The sequence below is a fragment of the Nitrincola salilacus genome (genome assembly GCF_046271865.1).
In the GTDB taxonomy this organism is placed as follows: Bacteria; Pseudomonadota; Gammaproteobacteria; order Pseudomonadales; family Balneatricaceae; genus Nitrincola; species Nitrincola salilacus.
This window is the reverse complement of sequence record NZ_CP176580.1, coordinates 2,825,443-2,851,697: the sequence shown is the minus strand read 5'-3', so window position 1 is coordinate 2,851,697 and position 26,255 is coordinate 2,825,443. Positions and strand designations below refer to the sequence as shown.

General features: G+C 51.3%; 22 protein-coding genes and 1 CRISPR repeat array. Of the genes, 18 read left to right on the top strand and 4 right to left on the bottom strand.

Features of this window, described 5'->3' with window-relative positions; translation table 11 throughout:
* Positions 1-4: 4 nt before the first annotated feature.
* Positions 5-622, bottom strand: coding sequence for a TetR/AcrR family transcriptional regulator (locus tag ACK3CJ_RS13375; RefSeq protein ID WP_409522716.1), 618 nt, complete (start codon positions 620-622; stop codon positions 5-7).
* Between the two features lie 113 nt (positions 623-735).
* Here ACK3CJ_RS13375 and ACK3CJ_RS13370 point away from each other — a divergent pair, with 113 nt between their 5' ends.
* From ACK3CJ_RS13370 to casA (ACK3CJ_RS13350), 5 genes are all read left to right on the top strand, one after another.
* A complete protein-coding gene (locus ACK3CJ_RS13370; RefSeq protein WP_409522715.1) occupies positions 736-1,833 on the top strand; it encodes a zinc-dependent alcohol dehydrogenase family protein in 1,098 nt (365 codons plus the stop codon).
* A 111-nt stretch (positions 1,834-1,944) separates the two neighbouring features.
* Positions 1,945-2,775 (top strand): WYL domain-containing protein, encoded by an 831-nt coding sequence (locus ACK3CJ_RS13365; protein WP_409522714.1) that lies wholly within the window; start codon positions 1,945-1,947, stop codon positions 2,773-2,775.
* Between the two features lie 134 nt (positions 2,776-2,909).
* Positions 2,910-3,947, top strand: coding sequence for a hypothetical protein (locus ACK3CJ_RS13360; RefSeq protein WP_409522713.1), 1,038 nt, complete (start codon positions 2,910-2,912; stop codon positions 3,945-3,947).
* Positions 3,940-6,585: a CRISPR-associated helicase Cas3' gene (gene cas3, locus ACK3CJ_RS13355; protein WP_409522712.1), complete on the top strand. Its 2,646-nt coding sequence runs from the start codon at positions 3,940-3,942 to the stop codon at positions 6,583-6,585. The genes ACK3CJ_RS13360 and cas3 overlap by 8 nt, the downstream gene beginning before the upstream one ends.
* Positions 6,582-7,100: a type I-E CRISPR-associated protein Cse1/CasA gene (casA, locus tag ACK3CJ_RS13350; protein WP_409522711.1), complete on the top strand. Its 519-nt coding sequence runs from the start codon at positions 6,582-6,584 to the stop codon at positions 7,098-7,100. Before cas3 ends, casA (ACK3CJ_RS13350) begins: the two co-directional genes overlap by 4 nt.
* 31 nt (positions 7,101-7,131) lie before the next feature.
* On the opposite strand, the gene ACK3CJ_RS13345 is transcribed toward casA (ACK3CJ_RS13350), so the two are convergent.
* A complete protein-coding gene (locus ACK3CJ_RS13345; RefSeq protein ID WP_409522710.1) occupies positions 7,132-8,340 on the bottom strand; it encodes an IS256 family transposase in 1,209 nt (402 codons plus the stop codon).
* An 87-nt stretch (positions 8,341-8,427) separates the two neighbouring features.
* On the opposite strand from ACK3CJ_RS13345, the gene casA (ACK3CJ_RS13340) reads away from it, so the two are divergent.
* The 10 genes from casA (ACK3CJ_RS13340) (at position 8,428) to ACK3CJ_RS13295 (ending at position 19,354) form a co-directional block, all read left to right on the top strand.
* The gene (casA, locus tag ACK3CJ_RS13340; RefSeq protein ID WP_409522709.1) at positions 8,428-9,411 is read left to right on the top strand and encodes a type I-E CRISPR-associated protein Cse1/CasA; all 984 of its coding nucleotides are present in this window, start codon (positions 8,428-8,430) and stop codon (positions 9,409-9,411) included.
* Complete coding sequence (casB, locus tag ACK3CJ_RS13335) at positions 9,408-9,956, top strand: type I-E CRISPR-associated protein Cse2/CasB (RefSeq protein ID WP_409522708.1); 549 nt, start codon at positions 9,408-9,410, stop codon at positions 9,954-9,956. Before casA (ACK3CJ_RS13340) ends, casB begins: the two co-directional genes overlap by 4 nt.
* Positions 9,953-11,113 carry a type I-E CRISPR-associated protein Cas7/Cse4/CasC gene (gene cas7e, locus ACK3CJ_RS13330; protein ID WP_409522707.1) on the top strand — a complete coding sequence of 387 codons (1,161 nt, stop codon included), beginning with the start codon at positions 9,953-9,955 and terminating at the stop codon, positions 11,111-11,113. Before casB ends, cas7e begins: the two co-directional genes overlap by 4 nt.
* 3 nt (positions 11,114-11,116) lie before the next feature.
* Positions 11,117-11,797, top strand: a complete 681-nt coding sequence (cas5e, locus tag ACK3CJ_RS13325; protein WP_409522706.1) for a type I-E CRISPR-associated protein Cas5/CasD — start codon at positions 11,117-11,119, stop codon at positions 11,795-11,797.
* Positions 11,784-12,455 (top strand): type I-E CRISPR-associated protein Cas6/Cse3/CasE, encoded by a 672-nt coding sequence (gene cas6e / locus ACK3CJ_RS13320; RefSeq protein ID WP_409522705.1) that lies wholly within the window; start codon positions 11,784-11,786, stop codon positions 12,453-12,455. Before cas5e ends, cas6e begins: the two co-directional genes overlap by 14 nt.
* Positions 12,456-12,475: 20 nt before the next feature.
* On the top strand, positions 12,476-13,324 hold the full coding sequence (locus ACK3CJ_RS13315) for a KilA-N domain-containing protein (RefSeq protein ID WP_409522704.1): 849 nt from the start codon (positions 12,476-12,478) through the stop codon (positions 13,322-13,324).
* A complete protein-coding gene (cas1e, locus tag ACK3CJ_RS13310; protein WP_409522703.1) occupies positions 13,321-14,241 on the top strand; it encodes a type I-E CRISPR-associated endonuclease Cas1e in 921 nt (306 codons plus the stop codon). Before ACK3CJ_RS13315 ends, cas1e begins: the two co-directional genes overlap by 4 nt.
* The gene (cas2e, locus tag ACK3CJ_RS13305) at positions 14,241-14,537 is read left to right on the top strand and encodes a type I-E CRISPR-associated endoribonuclease Cas2e (RefSeq protein WP_409522702.1); all 297 of its coding nucleotides are present in this window, start codon (positions 14,241-14,243) and stop codon (positions 14,535-14,537) included. The genes cas1e and cas2e overlap by 1 nt, the downstream gene beginning before the upstream one ends.
* Before the next feature lie 92 nt (positions 14,538-14,629).
* A CRISPR array of direct repeats spans positions 14,630-17,159; the repeat unit is 29 nt; unit sequence GTGTTCCCCGCACCTGCGGGGATGAACCG.
* A 623-nt stretch (positions 17,160-17,782) separates the two neighbouring features.
* Positions 17,783-18,088, top strand: a complete 306-nt coding sequence (locus tag ACK3CJ_RS13300; protein ID WP_409522701.1) for a DUF6172 family protein — start codon at positions 17,783-17,785, stop codon at positions 18,086-18,088.
* Positions 18,089-18,133: 45 nt separating this feature from the next.
* On the top strand, positions 18,134-19,354 hold the full coding sequence (locus ACK3CJ_RS13295; protein ID WP_409522700.1) for a DEAD/DEAH box helicase: 1,221 nt from the start codon (positions 18,134-18,136) through the stop codon (positions 19,352-19,354).
* Positions 19,355-19,480: 126 nt separating this feature from the next.
* On the opposite strand, the gene ACK3CJ_RS13290 is transcribed toward ACK3CJ_RS13295, so the two are convergent.
* A complete protein-coding gene (locus tag ACK3CJ_RS13290) occupies positions 19,481-21,193 on the bottom strand; it encodes a hypothetical protein (RefSeq protein ID WP_409522699.1) in 1,713 nt (570 codons plus the stop codon).
* Positions 21,194-21,394: 201 nt separating this feature from the next.
* Here ACK3CJ_RS13290 and ACK3CJ_RS13285 point away from each other — a divergent pair, with 201 nt between their 5' ends.
* Together ACK3CJ_RS13285 and ACK3CJ_RS13280 are read left to right on the top strand one after the other, a co-directional pair.
* On the top strand, positions 21,395-22,411 hold the full coding sequence (locus tag ACK3CJ_RS13285; protein WP_409522698.1) for an adenosine deaminase: 1,017 nt from the start codon (positions 21,395-21,397) through the stop codon (positions 22,409-22,411).
* Positions 22,412-22,475: 64 nt separating this feature from the next.
* On the top strand, positions 22,476-23,513 hold the full coding sequence (locus ACK3CJ_RS13280; RefSeq protein ID WP_409522697.1) for a PLP-dependent cysteine synthase family protein: 1,038 nt from the start codon (positions 22,476-22,478) through the stop codon (positions 23,511-23,513).
* Positions 23,514-23,545: 32 nt separating this feature from the next.
* Here the strand turns inward: ACK3CJ_RS13280 and speA are convergent, their stop codons facing one another.
* Complete coding sequence (speA, locus tag ACK3CJ_RS13275) at positions 23,546-25,450, bottom strand: biosynthetic arginine decarboxylase (protein WP_409522696.1); 1,905 nt, start codon at positions 25,448-25,450, stop codon at positions 23,546-23,548.
* Between the two features lie 223 nt (positions 25,451-25,673).
* Here speA and ACK3CJ_RS13270 point away from each other — a divergent pair, with 223 nt between their 5' ends.
* Positions 25,674-26,234: a DUF1415 domain-containing protein gene (locus tag ACK3CJ_RS13270; protein WP_409522695.1), complete on the top strand. Its 561-nt coding sequence runs from the start codon at positions 25,674-25,676 to the stop codon at positions 26,232-26,234.
* The last annotated feature ends 21 nt before the right edge of the window (positions 26,235-26,255 follow it).

The following is a 26,255-nucleotide window of genomic DNA, read 5'->3' as shown; positions in this document are numbered from 1 at the left end:
TTCCTTACGTACTATTACCAGGCCAGTTATACATCGCCATCTCGGCAATGCTGGCCACCTCTTCACGGGTGGCGCCATCGCGTGCCTGTACCGACATTCCTTGAATCACCGCGCTGTAAAAGCGTGCCAGATTGCGCACATTGATATCAGATGACAGTTCACCCTCAGCCTGTGCCTGAAGCAGGCGTTTTTCAAAAGATTCAACAGCGCTTGTGCGGATAGCGGCGAGCCGATCTGCCACCGCCTGATGTTCGGGCGCACAGGCCAGCACGCCCATGGAGATCATGCAGCCCGGAGGATTATCTGGCTCGGTATAACTGATAGCGGCTTCTGTCAGCACTCGCGCGATGGCTGATCGGGCGGTTTTCTCCTCCTCAAGTGCTTTCTGCAGATCCTGCCTTCTCTCATCCAGATAACGCTCGACAGCTTCCAGATAGAGTGACTCTTTGGAGCCGAAAGCCGAATAAAGGCTGGGCGGAGTAATACCCATCGCCGCGACCAGGTCTGCCACCGACGTGCCTTCATAACCGCGACACCAGAAAAGTGCCAGTGCTTTTTGCAGGGCTGCATCACGCTCAAATGCGCGAGGGCGGCCACGGGTTGTTGATGATGTCTTTTTCATAGCGATCATTATATAAAGTTATTGACACGAGAGCCAGCCTGGTATTTCATAGTGATCACTAGTTAAATGGGCCCGAAGATTTTTCAGATAAATCCAAAGACGTAGGAATCACAATGGAACAGCAGATGAGCAACACTCAGAGCAATCTACAGAGCAATCTACAGAGCAATCTACAAAACAATCTACAAAAGAATACAGAACTGCAAGGCTATCAACTGGTGCGTCAGGATATCGGCTATCAGCTTAAGAGCACCTCAGCAGTGCGTCAGGAGCTGGGGCCGCAGGATGTGCGTGTACAGGTTAAGGCTGTGAGCCTCAATGCCCGTGATCTTATGGTGCTCCGTGGCAACTATGGTGACATTCCAGAAGGGCGCACACCTTTATCCGATGCAGCAGGTGTTATCGAGGCGGTGGGTAGCGAAGTGACAGATCTCAAGGTAGGTGATCGCGTCATCACAACCTTCTTCGCAGACTGGATCAAAGGACCGTTTCAGCGGGCATATGGCCCATCAGCACGAGGTGCCGAAAGTGAGGGGGTGTTAGTCAAAGAGTTGGTAGCTCCCCAGCACTCGCTTGTCAGGCTCCCTGACTACCTCACATTTGAAGAGGGCGCGACCTTGCCCTGTGCAGCGGTCACCGCCTGGCAGGCACTCTTTGAACGAGGCAAGCCACTGACCTCAGCCGACACACTGATGGTGCAGGGCACGGGGGGCGTCGCGCTGTTTGGTCTGCAACTGGCAACGGCAATCGGGGCGAAGGTGATCATCACCTCATCATCTGATGAAAAGCTGGAAAAAGCTTTATCGATGGGAGCCTGGAAGGGGGTGAATTATCGCACTCATCCAGACTGGGAGCAGGAAGTGCTTCGCCTGACGGATGCTCGAGGTGTCGATCAGATACTGGAGCTGGGTGGCCCGGATACCTTCGAGCGCTCGATCAGCTGTGCTGCCCCAGGTGGCAAGATTGCACAGATAGGCGTACTGACCGGTTTCGGGACTCAGCCTAATCTGATCAGAGTATTACAGGGGAATCTTGATCTGGTCGGTATCGCGGTTGGATCAAGGGAGCATCAGACAAACCTGCTCAGCTTTATGACAGAGCATAAGATACATCCGATCCTGGACAGGGTTTTCAGCTTGGCTGAAGCTGATGACGCGTTCAATTATCTGGAGAGTGGGCAGCATTTGGGTAAGGTGGTGATTGCGTTGTGACCAATACAGAAAATCGAATTCAGTCCGGTTAATGAAGCCGAATATCAGTTGTTCATAAGGCAACATCTGTCTATAGTCCATAAGGAACACATGGATTACAGGGAGCGTGTTGTGAGCAACGAACAAAATGCTGAAGCGCGTGCCTGGCTGATCGAGCTGCTCGCCTGGTGGGAGGGGCGGGTCAATACCTCCCCTCTGCAGCGCTATTTCAACATCAGTCGGCAAAGTGCCAGCAAACATCTGAACCAGTATCTGGAGCAGTATCCCCGGACGCTGGAATATCGAAACGACATCAAGGCTTATATACCAACAGCAGCCTTCCGGCTTCACCATATCAGTGGTGATGTCGCAGAATACCTCAACTGGGTGACCGGTATTGCGCCCGCACCGCCCGACAACAAACTGCACCACCATGTCATCCAGCATCCACCCCGCCACATCTCTCCCGATATCATACGTCCACTGGTCATTGCTCTGAGAGAACGTCGTCGTGTCGACGTGGAGTATCAGTCTGTCTCCAGTGCCGACTCGGAAGAACGTCTCATCTCGCCCCACACCTTTGTTAACACCGGCCTGCGCTGGCATGTCCGCGCCTGGTGCGGAAAAAATAAGGATTACCGTGACTTCGTGCTCAGCCGATTCCGTGGTCAGCCTGATCTTCAGGATGGATTATCGGAGTACACCGCCGAGCAGGATGTCGCCTGGAACACTCAGGTAACGCTCATTATTCAGCCGGACCCAAGACTCAGCGACAGACAGAAGTTGGTGATCGAACGGGATTACCTCATGCAAAACGGTGAGCTGCGCATCCAGACCCGCGCTGCACTGGCCCAGTACACGCTACAGGATTTACAGGTGAACACCAAAATGCTCGATGGCAATCCGGCTGCTCAGCAGTTGGTGTTGGCGAATTATGAGGAGGTTAGGGGCTGGTTGTTCTGAAAACCCCTTCCACCCTGAGCAAGAGGTGTGTCAACAAACTTTACGTGTATGAATTGACAGTGTGTTTTTTGGTGGGGGAGGGGCGTAGGGTAAAGAGCATGATTGAAGGGATCACCTCAACGGAGAAGTAATGGATGGATAGCACAAAAATAAAGGCCGCCGCTAACAAAGCCCTGATTGCCGCCCATCCGCAATACCATGCCTGGTCATCACAACGACAGGAAACTTTTCGTGCAACCATGGACCAAACCGCGGAAAACAGGATTGATGCCGTACTCCTGAATGATTTGCTCGGCATTCAATGCACGGCTGAAAACGCCGAGGATATCTGGGACGATCTCCCCCTTTCAGAACTCAACAAACTCAACTGGGCCAAACTACTTACCACTGGCATTGGCGATGATCTGATCATGCTTAATGAATCCATGGCAGAAAGTACCAGCCTGCTCGATTTTGAAACGCTCTATGATTATGACTATGACGACCATCTGTTTCAGGAGAGAGCCAACAAGGAACAATCTCCGGATTACCATCCGTGCGACTACTACGCATTGAGATTTTCCCGTTGGGCGAGACTGATTATTGGCGATCAGTTCTATTACGCTACCTTGTATTCCCTGGCCGGATATTTGACCGATGAGCTGGAAGAAAAAGGGAGTGACTTTATTCAAACCCTGATACCTCATGAGTATGTTGATGGCAAAAACCACGGCAAGCCGGCCAAGGGCGGGTTTCTGTGGGACATCGAAGTCAAAGCCAACGGTCTGGAAAAGCATCTTGATGAACTGAAACACCGCTGGTACCACTATCAGCACCAGCGCTGGCTGGAACTCAGTCAGGCCCATTGCCAGCAACCGCCCGCAATGTATTTCCAGGACGTGGATCAGCACGGCGAACAACACCTGAACATCATTTTCAGCAACGAAAATGCCCTAAAACAAGTGCGCTGGCGGTATTTTCTGGCTGACTGCAACGCCCTGCAGGGCAATCTCGCTCAGGTTGCCGAGCTGGAAGCGCAGGAGCTGGCAAAAGCCGAACAATGGCTACAGCAAACCCACCAGGACATTTTGGCCAACTTTGATCCCAAGGTGGTCAAGCTCAGGAAGAAGCGCAAAATCGTGATGGCGCCTGGGGCGTTGGATGGGCTGTTGAAGGAGGGGGAGGATGACTAAAAACTCATGCAAAGTATGGGCAAAAACTAGCGAAAATGCCGACAGGCAATGGCATCCACTCATTTTGCATCTGTTGGATGTTGCTGCGAGTGCGGATGCTATTTTGAGCAGGGAACCGGAATCCACTCGAAATAGGCTTGCTGAGGTTTTGGGCACTACATGGGAAGTGGCTCGGCCTTGGCTATTATTATTGATTGCGTGCCATGATTTGGGGAAAGCTTGTCCAGGGTTTCAGTGCAAATGGAAAAACCTGACAGAGCTAGATGTTGGGAAAAGTCCAGATACTGATATAAACCATGCTTTTGTTAGCCAAATTGTTCTAGCAGACATTCTTTGTGAAAAAGGCTGGCCAGAGAATCTGGCGGATTTGGTTGCAGATGCGGTAGGGTGCCATCATGGTAGTAGAGCTGCACCAAGCACAATTAATAAGCTATCAGGGAACCGCAGGGCGCTTGGTAATGTAGATTGGAGCGACGTACGTAGCGAAGTGTTTGAATCCCTATTTGAAGTTCTAAAACCGACGTTTTCTCCAACAAAAAAAACGCTCTCTGGATCTGATTTTATGCTTTTAGCTGGACTAACCAGCTTTTCCGACTGGATAGGGTCAAATGAAAACTGGTTCCCTTTTGGTACGCCAGAGGATTGCAATGATCCGAGGGCTTGGTTTGTTAAGCGTCGGGAGAAAAATGCTGAATGCGCTCTGAATCAAATTGGATGGGAACAACGTGCACCACTTGCTTCAGTGGCCAAAACATTTGAACAGGTATTTCCATTTGCACCACGTCCGCTACAGCAGGCTATTGCCAAAACAGTATTGAATATTCAAGCACCAAGTATATTGTTAGTGGAAGCCCCTATGGGTGAAGGCAAGACTGAAGGCGCTTTTTTTGCCCATCTTAGGTTACAGCAGCAAATGCAGCATCGGGGTTTATATATCGCTTTGCCTACTAAAGCGACAGGCAACGCTATGTTTAAACGAACTCTCGAATTTTTACAAGGCCAAGGTATTGACCGGCAGCTAGATTTGCAGTTGCTGCACGGTGGTACATTACTAAACGATGACTTTCAGAAAATTAAAGTTACAAGCATATATGATGAGATTTCTGGTGGGAATGTTCGTGCTAGCGAATGGTTCACCAGTAAAAAACGCGCACTATTATCTGAGTATGGGGTCGGTACGATTGATCAGGCTCTTCTGCCTATCCTTCCGGTACGACACCAGTTTGTACGTTTGTGGGGGCTTGCTAACCGGGTTGTCATATTTGATGAGATTCATGCTTACGACGCCTATACTGGCACGCTGTTGGTACACCTATTGCGCTGGTTGTTGTCGCTGGGGTCCTCCATTGTACTGTTGTCAGCCACCTTACCCCCTGCTTTCAGACGAGAGCTGGCAAGGGTAGTTGGTGGTAGGCTACCTGAACAGGAGGTTGACTACCCACGTCTTTCTGTCTTTCAGCAAGGGCGTATTCCTTCGCAAACTCACTTCTCAGCTGATTTATCACGCAAAATCACTGTTCAGATAAAGGGCATATCTGCTGAGCTTGCTGACATACGTGACTCCTTGCTTACACAGTTGCAGAGTGGAGGGATGGCTCTGGCTTTGGTAAATACAGTTCAGCGTGCCCAAGAGTTGTACAGTCTTTTTGGAGATGGAAAAACCATTAAAGGTAGCAATGCCAGTCTCGGTAAACGATTGGGTAATGGCATGGAAATATATCTTTTTCATGCTCGATACCCGGCTGGGTTAAGACAAGAGCGTGAAGATAATGCATTGGCTATATTCGGCAAAAAAGGTGAGCGTATTGGAGTAAAAATCCTTATAGCGACGCAGGTTGCCGAACAAAGTCTTGATCTGGATTTTGATGTGATGATTTCGGATCTCGCTCCGATTGACTTGATTCTACAACGTGCTGGTCGTTTGTGGCGGCACCACCGCGAACAGCGTTCAGTTACTCATCCAGTATTATCTATCGCTGGATTGCAGGATGGCAAACCGGCTGATTTTGGGAAGCCACTATGGTGGTCTTCGGTATACCGTGAAGATATTCTGCTACGAAGTTGGGCTCTTTTAAAGAGTCATACTGTTATTACACTACCTGACCAGATTGACTCCTTGGTACAGGATGTGTACGAAGATCGTGTACCGATCCCATCTCACCTTGATTGCAGAATGAATCATGCTATCCAGGGAGAAGGCGAAATTTTTGCTCATCGTCAACAGGCACATGCTGCCATTATTGGTTTGCCAGATGATGCTTCATGGAACGACCCGGCCAGATTTACCCTTTTTGATGAAGATGAACCGGGTGTTCACAAAACACTAATGGCAAAAACGCGCCTTGGAGAAGACTCGGTTGTTGCCATTCCTATATGGCCGCAAGATGCGTTTGATGTGGGTGTCGTTCCAGATTTTCAGCAGGCCAAAACATGGTTTATGTGTGCAATCAGCATCTCACGCAAAGCAATTGTAGGACGATTACAGAAACAGGGCCGACCTGAGGGTTGGCAGCAATCCCCATTATTATGTAATTGTTTTCCGTTGTTACTCAACACTTATGGGGAATGGATAGAGGATATCAAGGTGAGACTGGACGGTGAGTTAGGCTTGGTTTACGAAACAAAGGAGAATGTATGAGTCGCTTTAATCTTATTGATGAGAAGTGGATACCTGTCAGGTTTCCCGATGGAACCCGGGATGAGCTTGGTATTCGAGACACCTTATTGAGGGCGGAAGAAATACAATCCATTGAAGACCCCTCACCGTTGGTTGTAGCAGCGCTGTATAGATTTCTGTTGGCTGTGCTGTATCGAGCACTGGAAGGGCCAACGGACATTGACCAAGCCAAAGAATTATTCAGAAATGGATTCCCGGCAAATAAGATAACGGGCTACTTGGATAAATGGAGAGACAGGTTTTGGTTGTTTGATGAAGAGTACCCGTTTGGACAGAATCCGAACGTTCCGAAAAAAGCAGTTGAGCCATGGACAAAGCTTACGGCTGAATATAATGCAACATCTAACAAAGTTCTATTCGATCATGTAGATACGGGTAATCCAGGTAGCAGGACGCCTAGTGAGTGCACTAGGTGGTTACTTGCAACACTAAATTTTTCATTAAGTGGAGGCAGAGGATATTATCCGTCACCATGAGGGTGTAAATAATTCTGTGTAACCGCCGGGGTTATACGTAGTCGCTAATGCGATCCTCGAACTCGATCATAAACCGGTTCAGTGCGGCCTTCCAGTTTCTGATTGGCATCGTCCACTTTTTCGACGCATCCATGATCGCGAGATAGACCACTTTTCGCGCGGAGTCGTCTGTCGGGAATAGCTTCCGCTTCTTGATTGCCTTGCGGATAACACTGTTCAGGGACTCGATGGCGTTGGTCGTGTAGATAGCCTTCCGGATGTCCTGCGGGTAGCGGAACAGCGTGTTCAGATTGGGCCAGTGGTTGCGCCAGGAGCGGCTGATATGAGGGTATTTTTCGTCCCAGCGCTCCGCGAACTCGTCCAACGCCTGCAGCGCCTCTTCTTCCGTGGCCGACTGGTAAATGCGCTTCAGGTCGGCGGTCACTGCCTTGTAGTCTTTCCAGGGCACGTACTTCATTGAATTGCGAACCATGTGAACAATGCAGAGCTGAACCTGGGCCTGCGGGTACGCCGCATTGATGGCGTCAGGGAAGCCCTTGAGTCCATCCACGCAGGCGATGAGAATGTCCTTCACGCCGCGATTCTGGAGCTCTGTGAGGACGCCGAGCCAGAACTTGGCACCCTCGTTCTCCGAGAGCCACATGCCCAGCAGCTCCTTGTGGCCTTCGAGATTCACGCCCAGGGCCAAGTAGATGGCTTTGTTGATTACCTGCTTGTCTTGTCGGATTTTGACAACGATGCAGTCCAGGTAGACGATAGGATATACGGGGTCCAGTGGCCGCGACTGCCATTCGACTACGCGCTCAATGACGGCCTCGGTTACCTTGGAAATCAGGGTGGGTGAGATGTCGGCATCGTACATCTCCTTGAACGTGGCGACGATCTCCCGGGTGGTCATACCCTTCGCGTAAAGGCTGAGGATCTTGTCGTCCATCGAGGTGAAGCGGGTCTGGCCCTTCTTCACTAGCTGCGGCTCGAAGCTACCATCGCGATCACGAGGCGTGTTCAGCTCAAACTGGCCGTCTTCGGTCTTCAGGGTCTTGCTGGTGTGACCGTTGCGGCTGTTCGTATTGTCAGAGGGCTGATGGCGCTCGTAGCCCAGATGCTCATTGAGTTCGGCATTCAGCGCCGCCTCAACGGTGATCTTGGTCAGCATCTGGCTGAACTCGTTCAGATCCTTCTCAGTTTTGAGGCCCTTCGCAGCCTCGCGTGCGAAGGCTTCCAGCTCTTTCCTGTTCATCTTGTCTATCCTTACCCTGTCAGGGTTCTATGATAGACGGTTTACACAGTTTTATTTACAGGCTCGTCACCATCAGTTAATGGAATAATGTGTATCCCTCTTGGAAATTCATTACATCAAACGCTCAGTTACAATCTTGTACCTGAAAGCTCCGATTTAAATAGAGGAGATTCAGCGCTTTGGGAGCATGAGCCAGCGTCACTGCCTATTACCACTCCCAAGCAGCCTATCTCCGGTTATGCAAACCTTTATACATGGCCTTCGCGTATGATTTGCCTTGAAAGTGAATCGCCCGGTAACGTTGTCTTTATGCGATTCGTGGCAGGGTATGGCTTTGATACAACTTCAAATATTACTGACCCAATGCAACCATATAAAACGAACAAGGAAAAGGGACGGCTACCTGTCCAGTTTCGAGAAGATAGAGGTACTTGGAGAGATTTTGATTCCTTGATACCAGATAGCTCCGAACTAGCCCCACTGACTATTCAAAATGCACTTCGGTTGGCAGGAAAGGTCTTCAGTCTCATGCCAGATTCTGTTCTAGTTCTTGGCTTAAGATATACCCCACCGAATGCCAATGTCGATTTCTGGCGCATGGAACGATTTGTTCTGCCAGAAGTGTTGGCAACGGATAGATTTAGCAGAGAAGATATTAGACAGCTTCTCGATATAGCTGAGGAAACTCAAAAGTCTCTGTGGCAGGCCTGCAGCGCTTATGCACGGGATATTATAAGCCACGGTAATCGCGATCCAGATAAGAAAGACATCAGTAAGGCCGTTAAACAAATGACGGCTAACTCCCTCTACTGGTCAATGATCGAATCCCGATTTCATGAAACCCTCCGTTCTTACACCCTCGAAGCCGACCCTGATGACATCCGTTGCCAATGGCTGAAGTATGTGCACGACGCTTTGCGTGAAGCATGGGACCAACATGTCGCTGCTGTTTCTACCAATGACGCTTGGACATTGAGATCACTGATGAAAAGTGAGGGGCTGGTACGGAGAAAAATGAAAGAACTGAAAGATGAAATTCAAAAATATGAACCACGGGAGGTTGGAGCATGAGTGGGTTAATTGAGTGGTTGGAGAAATTAAACCAGAGTGACAGCAAGGTACGTGCAGTGTTACGCCGAAGTCTCGCGTTTGAACCGGGGCAGCATGTACCAGCCTTCCCTTACGTAGAGCCATTTTTGAGAGGAGATGTCAGTCGCTGGCGACGAGATACGCATTATCTGGTAGCGGGTCTGTGGGGTATGCATTGGCGTGAGGGGCGTGAAGAAGATGCACTGTCTGTTGGAAAAGCGTGCGCCATGTTTGATAGGGAAAAACGTGACAGCATGGGCATGGATGACAAGCACAAATTGACCAGCACCGAAAAGCGCTTTATCGCATTACTGGATGCCGATGAAGATCAACTGCCATACCGTTTGCGACAGGTGGTGGCATTACTTAAAGAATACACAATAGATTTTGAATACATGTTTACAGACTTGCTTAATTGGCAGGATCAGCAAAAACGCACTCAAAACAAATGGGCGCGCGATTTTTACCAACACCTGAACCATGAACCTGAATCGGACAAATCTTCTCAAAAGGAAAATGCAGCATGAAAGCTTTTATTGAAATCCACGCTCTGCAGAACTTTGCGCCATCCAATCTAAACCGTGACGATACCGGTGCGCCTAAGGATGCCTTGTTTGGTGGAGTTCGCCGGGCACGAGTCTCCAGTCAATGTAATAAGCGCGCAGTACGTACTTTTTTTGCCGAGAAGCAAAAAGATGGTTTTTTTGATGAAGGTGATTTAGCCGTGAGAACCAAGCGTGTATATGGGGCAATCGCGAACTTATTAGAAGGCAGACGTGATGCGGAAGAGGCCATAGCAAAAGCAGAACTAGCTTTGTCCTATGTAAAGCTGAAATCAGCCGAGAGCGGAAAAAGTCAATACCTACTCTATCTTGGCCAAAAAGAAATCAAGGCCTTAGCTGATGTAATTGACCAATATTGGGATCAAATTGTTTCCGCCCCTGTTGAAGTGGAAGAAGACGGTAAGAAGAAAGGAAAAAGTAAGAAAGATGTAGCGAAAGCTGCCCCAAAAGAAGTTAAAGAGTGTCTAGAAGCCGTTTTCAATGGCGGAAAGGCTGTGGACCTAGCACTTTTTGGACGAATGCTTGCAGACATGCCTGAAAAAAATCAGCATGCCGCCTGCCAAGTCGCCCATGCTATTTCGACTCATTCGGTTGAGCGCGAGTTCGATTACTACACCGCCGTGGACGACCTGAAGCCTGAAGACACCGCTGGTGCCGACATGATGGGTACTGTTGAATTTAATTCTGCTTGCTTTTACAGGTACGCGGTGGTGGATTGGGAGAAACTTGTTGCGAGTTTGCAAGGCGATACCGAATTGGCTGCAAAGGGGCTGCGTGCGTTTTTGGAGGGGTTTGTGGTTGCTGAGCCTACCGGAAAACAAAACACCTTTGCAGCGCATAACCCGCCCGAGTTTGTAGCTATTTCAGTGCGCCAAAATGGTGCGCCAAGGAACATGGCCAATGCTTTTGAGACACCAATCTTTGTTAGAAAAGGGGAGTCACTTACCAGAAAATCAGCAGAGGCTCTAGTTAATAAAGCGCTGATTCTGAGGGCTGCATTTGGAAGTGATGACCAAACGAATGTATTGAATCTTGTTGGTGTTAACTTGGGCGATTTCGGAACTGCCACCACCTCCCTGGGTACGCTGCTTGATAGAACAGTCGCTACAGTGATGGAGTAAACAATGCCAACATTATTGCTTCAGTTGATTGGCCCAATGCAGTCATGGGGAACTACCAGCCGCTTTGATCAGCGAGATACGGGTAATGAGCCTAGCAAATCTGGTGTGTTAGGCCTGATTGCTGCTGCATTGGGGATTGATCGTGACAATTGGATAGATCTGGAACCACTCACAAAATTATCAATGGGGGTTCGACATGACAGGCCGGGCATTCCGAAATGCGACTATCAGACTGCCCAGAACATTATTCGTGCAAACGGGAAAGAAATCCAACCTACCGCCGTTACTACACGGGATTATATTGCTGACGCAGCCTTTCTTGTTGGCCTTGAGTCAGCAGATATGAGATTGCTCGAAAATGTGCATGCTGCATTGAAAAATCCGGTTTGGCCACTTTCTTTGGGCCGTAAATCTTATGTGCCCTCTGAACCTATCTGGATAGAAAATGGCTTGCTAGATTTGCCTCTGCGAGATGCTCTGCAGAACTGGCCATGGATTGCCACAAGGCGCAGGGGCGAAAAAATACCGAACCGTTTACGTATTTCTTTTGAGGCAGACGGCGGCTCTGGCTTACAAAAAATGGACCAACCTTTGTCATCTTTTGCTGAGCGTCGTTTTGGCGCACGTTTTGTACGTTCAGATTGGATTGAACTGCCAAGTGAGGTGCAAAATGCTCCTGCATAGAATTCATCTTGACCCGCGATGTAAGGAAGTACGTCGTGATTTAGCTGATTACTATCAACTGCACTCGACTCTATGCCGTGCTTTTAGTAAGGCTGATAAAAAATGCCCTCCTGGAGAATTTTTGTGGCGACATGAACCAGAAACAAACGCAAAAGGCTTGTCGCAAATATTGATACAGAGCAGAAATCTACCTGATTGGGGTGGTATCGGGATCAAGGGATGGTTGCACTCTGTGGATGCATCTATCGACTTGAAAAATAAGTTGCAGTTACAACAGCTCTCACCAGGGCAACGTTTCCGTTTTCGGCTGCGGGCTAACCCTTGTGTTACCCGTAAAGGAAAGCGATTTGGCTTGATGCAGGCATCAGAGCAGGAGTCGTGGCTCGAAAAGAAGAGTCACCTGCATGGATTTCAGTTACAGCAGCTTCCTTCTTTTGCACTGACTGAGCCAGAAAATTATCGGATAGATGTGCGCATAGCTGAAGAAAAATTACTGAAAGGCAAGCAGCATTCAGGTAATAGCATCACTGTTTTTTCGGTTTTGTTCGAAGGGATATTGAATGTGACTGAACCAGAAAAGTTCATACAGACGCTAGAAAGCGGAATTGGGCATGCTAAAGCAATGGGGCAGGGGATGCTTTCAATTATCCCCGTTTAGATGATCTTCAAGGAGGAATTATGACGAAGCCCAAGTTACAAGTCATGGACCACACCATATCCACCACGACCAAGGAGGGGATCGAGTACATCAATATCACCGATATTGCCAAGTACAAAAACTCAAGTCGCTCTGATGATCTTATCAGGAATTGGCTGCGGAATCGTAACACCATTGAATTCCTGGGGATCTGGGAGCAGCTCAACAACCCGGATTTTAAACCCGTCGAATTCGACGGGTTTAAAAAACAGGCAGGCCTGAACAGCTTCACTCTCACGCCCAAGCAATGGATCGAGCAAACCGACGCCATCGGCCTGATTTCCAAAGCCGGGCGTTACGGTGGCACCTATGCCCAGAAGGACATCGCATTTGAGTTTGCCAGTTGGATTTCAGTGGAGTTCAAACTGTATCTGATCAAGGAGTTTCAACGACTGAAGGAACAGGAGTTCCAGCAGTTGGGCTGGGATATCAGGCGCAACCTGGCCAAGGTGAACTATGCCATCCATACCGATGCTGTGAAGGAAAACCTGATCCCAGACACTCTGACTTCGGCCCAAATCAGTCATGTGTACGCCGACGAAGCAGACTTGCTGAATATGGCTCTGTTCGGTGTTACGGCCCGGGCGTGGCGGGACGCCAATCCGGATTTGCAGGGCAATATGCGTGATCATGCCAATGTCCATCAGTTGGTCTGTCTGGCCAATCTGGAGAGCATGAATGCACACTTTATACAGGAGGGTATGCCTCAGCCGGGGCGCCTGCAGAAGCTGAATGAACTGGCGATCCGGCAGATGCGCATTTTGACCAAAAATGATATGGGATTAAAAGCGCTACCTAGCGGCAATATCGAGAGTGGAGCCTTGGAATGACCTTCATACCCCTTAAGCCGATTCCTATTAAAGATCGTGTTTCCATGGTGTTTGTTTACTATGGCCGAATCGATGTGCGTGATGGGGCCTTTGTCGTGGTGGATGAGGTCAACGGCGAGCGCAAGCATATTCCGGTTGGCTCGGTCACCTGTATTATGCTGGAGCCGGGCACGCGGGTTTCCCACGCGGCCGTCAAACTGGCTGCTCAGGTAGGCACGCTGCTGGTCTGGGTAGGTGAGGCGGGTGTGCGACTCTACGCCGCAGGGCAGCCAGGAGGAGCACGTAGCGATAGACTACTCTATCAAGCCAAACTTGCCTTGGACGAAGACTTACGCTTAAAAGTTGTTCGCAAAATGTTTGAGCTTCGTTTTGGGGAACCAGCACCCGCCAAACGCTCGGTAGATCAATTGCGTGGTATAGAGGGGGCTAGAGTCAGAGCAACATACAGCTTACTGGCTAAACAATATGGAGTAACCTGGAATGGCCGCCGTTATGATCCCAAAGATTGGAATAAAGGCGATGTGGTTAATCAATGCATCAGTGCTGCAACTTCATGCCTGTACGGGGTTACAGAAGCCGCCATCCTGGCAGCAGGCTATGCCCCGGCCATTGGCTTTATTCATACCGGCAAGCCCTTATCTTTTGTTTATGATATCGCCGACATCATTAAGTTTGACACAGTTGTGCCCAAAGCCTTTGAAATCGCAAAGGGTAAACCGAAACAACCTGATCGGGAAGTGCGCATCGCCTGCCGAGACGTGTTTCGCGGAGATAAGGTTTTAGGAAGATTGATCCCCTTGATTGAAGATGTACTGGCTGCTGGTGAAATTGTTCCTCCTAAACCACCGGCGGATGCCCAACCACCAGCTATTCCTGAGCCTGAATCATTAGGCGACACCGGTCATAGGAGTAAATAATGGCCATGCTCACAGTTGTGACAGAAAGCGTACCTCCAAGGCTTCGGGGCCGTTTGGCTGTATGGTTACTGGAAGTCAGAGCTGGCGTATATGTAGGTGATGTATCCAGGAAGATTCGTGAGATGATCTGGTATCAGGTTACCGAGTTAGCAGAAGATGGAAACGCGGTAATGATCTGGGCAACCAACACAGAATCAGGTTTTGATTTTCAGACATATGGTGAAAACCGTCGAATACCGGTGGACTACGACGGGTTACGACTAGTCTCTTTTTTACCTTCTAAACAAGAGGATTGACCTGCTCTTTAACAATCAAGAAAAACAGGCAAAAATCTGGTAGATTTCTAAAGCAGAAAAAATTGCTTTAAAATCAATTATCTCCATTTGGAGTGTTCCCCGCACCTGCGGGGATGAACCGGGGACTTTTTCGGATTACCATTCTTGAAACGAGTGTTCCCCGCACCTGCGGGGATGAACCGTAGCGAGGCGTCAGACGCGATGGCTTCCATGAGTGTTCCCCGCACCTGCGGGGATGAACCGGCGGATGAGCAGGCTATCATGGAGCTGAAAGAGTGTTCCCCGCACCTGCGGGGATGAACCGGAACTTGGCGGGGAATGATTATGTCGTTGGCGGTGTTCCCCGCACCTGCGGGGATGAACCGCTGGCGATTGAGCGGATCAGCGGCCAGCTACTGTGTTCCCCGCACCTGCGGGGATGAACCGTGGTCATATTGGCCAGCTAAAGACAGCATCCAGTGTTCCCCGCACCTGCGGGGATGAACCGACTGTCCACCGGCGTCGTTTCAATCACGTACTGTGTTCCCCGCACCTGCGGGGATGAACCGTCAACACCGGGAAATGCAATCTTTCCGCTATAGTGTTCCCCGCACCTGCGGGGATGAACCGATATGGTCAGGAGGCTTCCGGTAGCAGCATTGGTGTTCCCCGCACCTGCGGGGATGAACCGGCTGACAGCAACTGCGCTTGATATCTCATCACGTGTTCCCCGCACCTGCGGGGATGAACCGAGCAGGGTAAAATTAAAATCCACTACCCGCCAGTGTTCCCCGCACCTGCGGGGATGAACCGGATGTAGCGCGCCTTGTCGGGGTGAGCTACAGGTGTTCCCCGCACCTGCGGGGATGAACCGGCTGCCGAATTTTGTATGCTCGCACGTCCAATGTGTTCCCCGCACCTGCGGGGATGAACCGTTTTTGAGGATGCTGGACTCATCGAGCATGACGTGTTCCCCGCACCTGCGGGGATGAACCGCCCTTTGGATGCGTGACCGGTACCGCGTTTTCGTGTTCCCCGCACCTGCGGGGATGAACCGCCCTGTCCGAAAGCCGAGCCCACGGGTCTACAGTGTTCCCCGCACCTGCGGGGATGAACCGGTGGAGCTACTAATGAATGCTATATCGCAATAGTGTTCCCCGCACCTGCGGGGATGAACCGTTTTTGAGGATGCTGGACTCATCGAGCATGACGTGTTCCCCGCACCTGCGGGGATGAACCGTGCCTGCTGGAGGAGGGGTGATGGAAAAGACAGTGTTCCCCGCACCTGCGGGGATGAACCGAGCATATCAAATACGAGTGGATCGCGCTTGGCGTGTTCCCCGCACCTGCGGGGATGAACCGTAGACTACGCCGACGGCGCAGAGGGGTTTGAGGTGTTCCCCGCACCTGCGGGGATGAACCGGCTTCTGCGCTGAGAGACGAGCTTGATGGCGCGTGTTCCCCGCACCTGCGGGGATGAACCGGAAATACTGTCGCGCATCTTTGCGGTTTGTTTGTGTTCCCCGCACCTGCGGGGATGAACCGTCGTGATGCAGGATGGTACGCATTTTTATTTCGTGTTCCCCGCACCTGCGGGGATGAACCGAGTCTATTAAGCGGGTTGACGGCGCTTTTATCGTGTTCCCCGCACCTGCGGGGATGAACCGCCCTGGAAGCTACGCGCTTGCGTCCGGCTGCTGTGTTCCCCGCACCTGCGGGGATGAACCGACACCACATGAGCTGGGGATGTCATGACAAAAGTGTTCCCCGCACCTGCGGGGATGAACCGTCCGTAATCCTAATCACAATCCTGGCCGCTGCGTGTTCCCCGCACCTGCGGGGATGAACCGGCTTGACCAGCTCATCTGGCGTGTCGATTGCGGTGTTCCCCGCACCTGCGGGGATGAACCGGACGCCGGAGAAATCTGTGTCGATGACAGGCTGTGTTCCCCGCACCTGCGGGGATGAACCGCTGATCCAAATCTCCGAGCCCTCCTTCCTGATGTGTTCCCCGCACCTGCGGGGATGAACCGCTCACGACGTTGGTGATTGATTTTATTCTGTCGTGTTCCCCGCACCTGCGGGGATGAACCGCTGGCCAGGTGAATGTGCTGGTTGATGATCCAGTGTTCCCCGCACCTGCGGGGATGAACCGCCCCATTCTGAATTCAAATCTCTCATACCAGCGTGTTCCCCGCACCTGCGGGGATGAACCGATGTTGGCGATGACCACGTTATACCGCCATCAGTGTTCCCCGCACCTGCGGGGATGAACCGGTTTCTAGTAGCTGATTTGCCGGGCAGGAGCCGTGTTCCCCGCACCTGCGGGGATGAACCGCAAGCGACGGTGACTATCCAGCTCAAGATCTCGTGTTCCCCGCACCTGCGGGGATGAACCGAATCTCTTAGCGATATCGCCCCAGACATACATGTGTTCCCCGCACCTGCGGGGATGAACCGCTCAAAATACCAGTTACTATCGAATATACAGCGTGTTCCCCGCACCTGCGGGGATGAACCGGCTTGGCGACACTACCGGCGCGAAGCAAATAAGTGTTCCCCGCACCTGCGGGGATGAACCGGACCCTGTCGCAGTTATCAAAATGCTGGCTGCGTGTTCCCCGCACCTGCGGGGATGAACCGTGGTTCATATTAACATGGCTCTTTAGGGTTGCTGTGTTCCCCGCACCTGATGACGAACAAGGGGAAGGGTTTTGAAGGAGTGGGTTGTGATTCATAAAATCAAAGCACTGTACGATAACGGCCAGGGTCTTTCGATTCGAGCCATCAGCAAACTCTTGGTACGGCTGGACTGCGGTGCTTGAATAACCTCTTCGGATAAGCGCAGATACTTACGCATGGTATTGTGAGAGATAGACTGCATCTGATTAGTCTTTTCGACGTACGTGGGGAGGGGAGTGGGGGCCTCGTCTCGCCGTTGCCCCCCTTCGGCAAGTCAGTAGGACAGAACACGAGATCCTTGCTTGCCTGAAGAAACAAATTATAGGATCAAAAAATGGCCGGATCAACCAGCACCATCAGCGTTGCGATGGTGCTGGTTGATCCGGCCATAATTGGCTATTAAACTGATAGCGCTGCAGGCCTAGTACTCCGAGGTACGACCAAAGAGCCTGCGCTGGGTGGAACGGCGGGGCGAGCCACCCTCATAGCAGATAGTGGCAGTTTTCTGTCGCCTATCCATGTAGAATATGCGCATTATTCAGCGCGTTCAGCTTTGCTCCTGAGTGCACACCAGTAGGAATTTTATGAAAAAGACATTTGCTTTAACACACTCTAAGCTGAACACGGCTCGTTTGGTCGACTCTATTAAGCATGATATTAAAAAGTACCTTGCCAGAGAGCGCCGTAAGTCTGTACCTGAGGGCATGGATTACTGGACTTTCGATTGCCGCTTTGGTGCGTCAGCAGAGGTCGCAGAAAAGATCTTTACCTCTGAAATCAACAAACATATTGATGCTGCCGTGGCGCAGGAGTTGCCGGAGTTCTACATGGAAATTCTGGCCAGAGCTTGCCAGCACAAGCCTCGTGACAGTGATGCAACCGCAGACTGATTCTGCCCAAATTTATAGCTGTAGCGATGCTACAGAGGAACTCTGATGCAATTTTCATCTTTAGATTTAGCTCCAGATTTACAACGCGCTCTGGTCGAGTATGGCTACAGTGAAATGACACCGGTTCAGGCCCAGGCCATTGTGCCTGCCCGCCGTGGTAAGGATTTACAGGTTACTGCGCAAACCGGTACCGGTAAAACCGCTGCTTTCGCTGTTCCGGTATTACAACGGATGCTGGATAAACCCAAAGCCACCAAAGAGCGCCGGCCGCGGGCGTTGATCCTGACGCCAACCCGCGAATTGGCAGAGCAGTTAGCCAACGCGATAAGTGCCTATGCGCAGTTTTTGCCTATTAGTGTGACGGCATTATACGGTGGCGTGAAAATGGGTGGCCAGGCCAATAAATTAACCGCAGGTGTTGATATTGTGATCAGCACCCCCGGCCGTTTGTTAGAGCATATGGCGCTGGGTAATGTCATATTGAGTGACGTGGAATTTGTGGTGCTGGATGAAGCGGACCGCATGCTGGATATGGGCTTCAGCACCGATGTGCTGAAGCTGATGCAGATGACGGCAACTAAGCGCCAGACCCTGCTGTTTTCTGCCACAACCTCACCTGCAGTCAATGAGTTGTCGCATAAGATTCTGCATAATCATCAGCAGATCCGTGCAGCTAAAACCAATAGTACGGCCGATACGGTTAACCATGTGGTGTATCCGGTGGAAGAAGGCCGTAAAGTTGAACTGTTTAAGCAACTATTGGCGGAGCATAACTGGTTTCAGGTGTTGGTGTTTACCAGCACTAAAGAGCAAGCCGACCGGTTGCTGGCTGAGCTGAAAAAATCGAAGGTTAACGCTGCGGTTTGCCATGGTGATAAAAACCAGGGAAGCCGTCGCCGTGCTATCGCCGATTTTAAATCGGCTAAATTACAGGTGTTGATTGCTACCGAAGTGGCTGCCCGTGGTTTGGATATTCAGGGCCTGGATTTTGTTGTTAACTTTAACCTGCCTTACTTACCGGAAGATTACGTGCATCGTATCGGTCGTACCGGACGGGCAGGGGCGGCAGGTAGTGCTATTTCATTTGTCAGCCGCGAAGAAGAGCAAACCCTGGAGCGGATTCAAAAGCTGATTGGCAGCAAGATCAAACGCATTAACAAGCGAGGCTTTGAGGTGAGTGATCGTGGAGCACTATTAAAAAGTATCTCGCGTAAGGTCTTGTCAGGCCGTTCCAATAAAACGAGTGAAACCGATATTGAGCTGTAAAGCTCAGAAGGAATAGCCCAGACCATCGCTGGCAATTGCTCCTGCATTGCCAGCATACCGTCCATCCATGGACATAAAAAAACCCGCTAATCAGCGGGTTTTTTGACTTTCAAGAGCTGTCAGATATCAGTTCAATTCCATCGAGAAGCTCATTTCGACGCCTTCGTCATCGACTCTGAACCAGTACTCCATGTTCTTGTAGATCTCGCCATACTGCTTGAGCAGATCGATATCGAACTCGGTCATGTCGTCGTCGGGACCCATCTGTTCCATGAAATCAGCCAGAGATTTATAAAACTCACCATTCACATGACCATGCAGCAGCAGATCACGCTCGGTTGATGGAGCCTGCAGTTGATCTTTCAGCAGTGAGGAGTCGCTGATGCCAACGCCCAGTACAATGGCATTGTCGGACATGGCCGCATACATTTCTGGTGCGTCTGGTGGCAGCATCATGCTCTCGACCTTTTTGACATCTCCACCAGGCTCGAGCCCAAGAGATACCAGATCAGGTACGAAGGAGCTTGCAGCAGACAGCAGCGCCAGTGGGTTTTGCGACGCCAGGGTCAGAATACCGGTGCCGTCAGGCTCACCATCTGTCATGGTCAGGCTGTCGATGCGAGCTCTGAAGCCAGACAGGGTAGGTCCGATCATCATGGTAACCGGGTTATTGATCGCCATGTTGATCTCATTCCAGCTGCTGTTCAGATCCTGCAGTTCATCACAGCTGAAGGGGTTGTCGCGTACTTCCTGAGCATATTTCTGCGCGGTCTGAACCAGAACAGGCAGATTCAGACCCAGTCCGAAGCTGGCCATACCATCTGTGCTGCCGAGGCCCGGTACATAAGCGGTTACTGCACGCAGGTCGCTGACGATATCCTTATCGGTTGCTAGGATGATGTTCATCTCCATGCGATTGAGGTTGTATTCGCGCGCGCCTATCACCAGGCCGGGGAAGCGGTTGGTGATACGGTCGATATCAGCCTGGCAGGCGGACAAGTCCAGCAGTTCTGCATCAACGGCTTCCATCAGAGCATGAGTACCGGCATGTGTCGGTGTGCTCAGTTCATTCAGCAGGCGTGAAGAGTAAATCTGCCCGGCACCGTAAGGTGTGAAGCCATGGCGTTTCTCGATCTCTAACAGTTCACCGGTATCAGCGATGTTACTGTCGGGCAGTGTTTTACCCAGCACATGCGACAGCAGGGCATCGTTGGCACCCTGGGGTACGACAGACATGACCAGTTGCTGATCGATAATGGCCATGATCGCCATGACTGGACCTTCTGGTGTCAGAACCCAGTAATCAGTGCCGTCGGTTGAGGCAGAAACCAGAGTGGTATCAGACTTGGCCAGGATACGCAGCAGCATTTCGCGGAAGGCGTCTTCATCCTGCAACTCCATTCGCAGAACCGGCAATATACCCAGGCCATAGAACGCGATCTGAGGGCCCATTTTCAGGCCCAGTGCATGAAAATCTTCGAGTGTTTCTACACCGACCATCTCTTCACCCATGGCGATGAAGACTTCCATCAGCGAATACAGCACTTCATCATCGATTTCGTGCAGTATCTCGCGCAGATCTTCCAGATCTGTCTCCAGGCTTCCTGGGGGCTGCATGCGTTGATAAAGGGCGAAGGCATCTTCTTCGGGAAGTGTTTCGCGTGATGCCATGAAGTAAGGAGAGTCAGACGGGATATACTTCAGCATGGGGGCTGCGATATCTTTCTGGGCTTCCTGTTGTGCGGTAGATGCTGTTGGCTCTTTATCATCGCTGCAGCCGCTGAGCATGCCAGCGCTGAACAAGGCGAGAGTAATAGCCAGGGAAAGTTTAGTTTTCATCTGGTGTCAGTCCTGTGACGAGAGTTGGTTTTAAATTGATCATTTTGAGCAGAGAGCCCAGGAACTGATAATCATACACCAGTGATGGTAAATGAGCTTCCCCCTGAGTGAAAAAACAGATGTTTAATACGTGCCTGATTCATTTTCGGCATCTGCTGCTAAAGAATGCTATAACAACATAAATACTGAAGGAGGGAGTATATGAAAGAGGCGTTACTGGATCTTGTTGCTCGTATGCCCAAGGCGGAGCTGCATCTGCATATCGAGGGTAGTCTGGAGCCAGAGTTGCTGTTCAAATTGGCAGAACGTAATGGCGTGAAACTGAGCTATCCCGATGTTGAAAGCCTGCATAAGGCTTATCAGTTCAATAATCTGCAGGAGTTTCTGGATCTTTACTATCAGGGGATGTCGGTGTTGATCACCGAGCAGGATTTCTATGATCTGACGATGGCGTATCTGCAGCGGGTGCATCGGGATAATGTGGTGCACGTCGAAATTTTCTTTGATCCTCAGGGGCATCTGGAGCGGGGTGTCTCCTTCGAGACTCAGTTCAATGGTATTCACAAGGCGCTGTTGGATGGCGAGCGCGATCTTGGGATCAGCTTCCGTTTGATCATGTCGTTTCTGCGCCACCTGTCGGAAGAGAGTGCCTTTGAAACACTGGCACAGGCGGAGCCATATCTGGAATACATTGAGGGTGTGGGGCTGGACTCTTCCGAAAAGGGCCATCCGCCTGAAAAGTTTGCGCGAGTCTTTGCACGCTGCCGTGAGCTGGGGTTGAAGATCACCGCACATGCGGGTGAGGAGGGGCCGCCGGAGTATGTGTGGCAGGCGCTGGATCTGATCGGGGTGGATCGCATCGACCATGGCAACCGCTCGCTGGAGGATGAGTCACTGGTGGATGAGATCCGCACGCGTGGTCTGACGCTGACGGTATGCCCACTGTCGAATCTTAAGCTCTGTGTGGTTCAGGATATGTCACAGCATCCTATTCTGACCATGCTGGAAAAAGGTCTGCAGGCCACGGTGAACTCAGACGATCCCGCGTATTTTGGCGGTTATATCGGTGATAACTATCGTGTCCTGGTCGAGCATCTGCCCATTACCCGTGAGCATCTGCAGGATCTGGCGCGCAATGCGTTTACTGGCAGTTGGTTAACGACAGCGGAAAAGCAGCGCCATCTGGTGGAGCTGAATAGAGCTTTCAGGCAGCGGTGATGATATTCTTTTGCATCATAAGCTAATAACTTAAACTGCAAATTCAAAAGGGTGTTGTAGAGCGATGCGCGACTGGGTCAATAATGCGATACGAGAGATAGATGCTGATTTTCAACGTTCGGCAGATACCCATCTGATTAAACTGGTCTTGCCGGAGCTGAAGGGGATCGATATCTATCTCAAGGATGAGAGCACGCATCCGACCGGCAGCCTCAAGCATCGTCTGGCCCGCTCGCTGTTTCTATATGGTTTGTGTAACGGCAAGATCCGTGAGGGTGCACCGGTTATTGAAGCATCATCTGGCTCAACGGCTGTATCGGAAGCCTATTTCGCCCGCCTGCTGGGGCTGCCGTTTATTGCCGTGATGCCTGCCTCGACCGCCTGCAAAAAGATCGAGCAGGTGGAGTTTTATGGTGGTCGCTGTCACTTTGTGGATCAGAGCAGTCAGATTTACGGAGAATCTGAGCGGTTGGCGAGTGAGCTCGATGGCCATTACATGGATCAGTTCACCTATGCCGAGCGTGCCACTGACTGGCGTGGCAACAATAATATTGCCGACAGTATCTTCTCGCAGATGGCGCAGGAGCGTTTTCCGATCCCGCGTTATCTGGTGATGAGTGCCGGCACCGGAGGCACTTCGGCCACGCTGGGGCGCTATATCCGCTATCGTCGTTTTGAGACTGAGTTGGTGGTGGTTGATCCTGAAAACTCAGTGTTCTTTGATGCCTATCAGCAGAAGGATCTGACCCTGACTTCCAGCAACGGTAGCCGTATCGAGGGGATAGGGCGGCCACGAGTTGAACCCTCCTTTGTACCCTCGGTGATTGATCGCATGATCAAAGTGCCAGATGCCGCATCACTGGCGACCATGCGCTGGTTGGAGCTGGGGATTGGGCGTCAGGCCGGTGCCTCCACGGGGACGAATCTCTGGGGAGCTTTGCAACTGGCGCAGGAGATGCTTGAGCGAGGCGAGCAGGGTTCTATCGTCACGGTATTGTGCGACAAGGGCGAGCGCTATCTGGATACCTATTACAATGATGAGTGGGTCAGCCGCCAGATTGGCGATCTGACCCCCTGGATGTCGGAGCTGCCGGGTTTTTAACCCAGCAGCGGCCACGCAGATAGTTTTCTGGATCAGCTATTGGGCTGATCCAGATAGGTGGTATCCCCCAGGCCGCTGCGCAGCCATTCCATGAACGAGTCATGCTCTTCAAGCGTGACATCGGCACAGGCCACTTGGCGCTCCAACTGCATCATCAGCGTTTGCGGATCGAAATTGACGTACTGCAGCACTTTGCTGACGGTATCACCACGCTGCGAGTAACTGACCTCGGCTTTGCCCTCCACATTGAAGATGATATTAGCCGAATCGGTATCACCGAACAGGTTATGCAGATCGCCCAGTATCTCCTGGTAGGCACCTACCAGGAAGAAGCCCAGAAGCGAGTTATCGACCTCCATCGGTGGGTAAGGCAGTGTGGTCTCTATCCCTTCGCCATCTACGTAATGGTCGATACGGCCGTCGGAATCGCAGGTGATATCACGGATCACGCCACGACGAGTGGGCTCCTGATCCAGATCGTGCAGCGGGATGATCGGGAAAATCTGCTTGATCCCCCAGATATCCGGCAGCGACTGGAAGAGAGAGAAGTTGGCGAACAGCTTGTCGGCCATCTGCTCGTTCAGCTCGTCGATAATCACACGCTGCGGGCGCTTGGCCGGATTCAGGCTGTGCAGCAGATGGAAGGCGGTGGCACGCATCACCTGTTCACACTGGGCACGTTCCGACAGGCTCAGACTGCCATGGGTGAAGCCCTGATTGATATCCTGAGTGAACGCGACCAGGTCGTGATACACCTCATACAGGCTGCGCTCACGTATCAGTGCATCCTGATAGTTCTGCCAGATGTTCTGCATCAGCACTGAGCTGTTATCATCCGGTGGATCCAGATGATGAACCTTCTGGCTTTCGATCCCGATCACATTGGTCATCAGCACCGCATGGTGCGCGGTGACGGCGCGACCCGATTCGCTGAATACATCGGGATGCGGCAGATCATATTCCAGCGCAATATCGTGAAAGGCATGCACCACGCGCTTCGCGTACTCGTCAATGGAGTAGTTCATTGAGCAAATGTTGCGCGACGCCGTACCTTCGTAATCAACCCCCAGACCGCCACCAACATCGACCACTTTGATTGGAATACCCAGCATCGACAGTTCCGCATAAAAGCGCGCGGCTTCACGCAGGCCAACCTGAATATCCTGAATATTGGCGATCTGGCTGCCCAGATGAAAGTGCAGCAGTTGGAAAGCCTTGATCTGGTCGCGTGACTTGAGTATTTCGATGGTGTGCAGTATCTCGCTGGCCGACAGACCAAACTTGGATTTGTAGCCGCCCGTATCCTGCCAGTTGCCCTTGCCGACCGTGGACAGACGTGCCCGCACACCGATACGTGGCTCAACACCCAGCTCATCGGCAATTTTCAGCACGTCGTGCAGTTCGCTGGATTTTTCCAGCACGATATAAACCTTATGGCCGAGGCGCTCGCCGATCAAAGCCAGGCGGATATAGTCTCGATCCTTGTAACCGTTGCAGACGATGGTGGATTTGCCGGGCTCGGCTACTGCGAGTACAGCCAACAGTTCCGGTTTGCTGCCAGCTTCCAGACCGACATGACCATCCAGAACTTTTTTCTGCCCCTCGACGATGCCTTCCACCACATGACGCTGCTGGTTGACTTTGATCGGGTAGATCGGGGTAAACCGCCCGTTATAGCTCTGCTGCTCGATCGCACGCTGAAAGCTGCCTACCAGGCTGGCTACCCGATGATGAAGTATATGCGGGAAGCGAATCAGAACCGGTAGTTCCAGTTCTTTATCCTGAATCAGTTGCAGGATTTCAGGAAAGCTCACCTGAGCGGTGCTTTCCGAATCTCTGACCACTACATCGCCGTCCTCGGCAATACTGAAATAGCCTGCTCCCCAGCGGTCGACGTTGTAAAGGGTGATGCTGTCTTTTGCTGTCCAGTCGGCCACGTACCCTTCTCCTGACATTCAGTTGATCTGATGGTTATTCTGATGATGGTTGTCAGCACAGCCACATCCTGTCTTACAGTATGACATATTGCAGTGACAGTATTGCAGACTGGCGAAAGAGTGCAGTGTATAGCGATGATTTCTGTGCGCAAGCGATACAGCAGGCTGCAAACTGATTTGTGATAAAATATCCCTTTTTTTTCAACAGAGGCCCTTTCTCGACATGGCATTAACCGCGCAGGATATCCCTCAGGCAACCGGGCTGGTACAGCAGTGGCTGGAGCAGGTGGTGATAGGCCTTAATCTGTGTCCATTTGCACACAAACCCTGGCGGGATGGGCAGGTTCGTATTCTGGTCAGCCTGGTGGATACGCAAGAGGAGGCGCTGGCCCTGATGGTTAGTGAGCTGAAAGGGCTGGATGACAGCCAGCCTGAAGCGCTGGAAACGACGATTCTGGCTTTTCCGAACCTTTGGCCAGACTTTCTTGATTACAATGATTTTCTGGATCTGGCCGATGCGTGCCTGGTGTCGATTGATCGTGTGGATCGGTATCAGATTGCCAGTTTTCACCCGCACTATCAGTTTGGCGGCACCCTGCCTGAGGATGCCGAAAATCTGACAAACCGTGCGCCTTACCCACTACTTCATCTGTTGCGTGAGGCAAGTGTCGCCGCAGCAATAGAGCGCCATCCTGATGCTGACGGCATACCTGATCGCAATATCCGGCGTGTCTGTGAGTTGAGTGAGAGGGAGCGACGAGCGCTCTTTCCCTGGATCTCTTAATAGGAAGCTCATTGAAGAGAA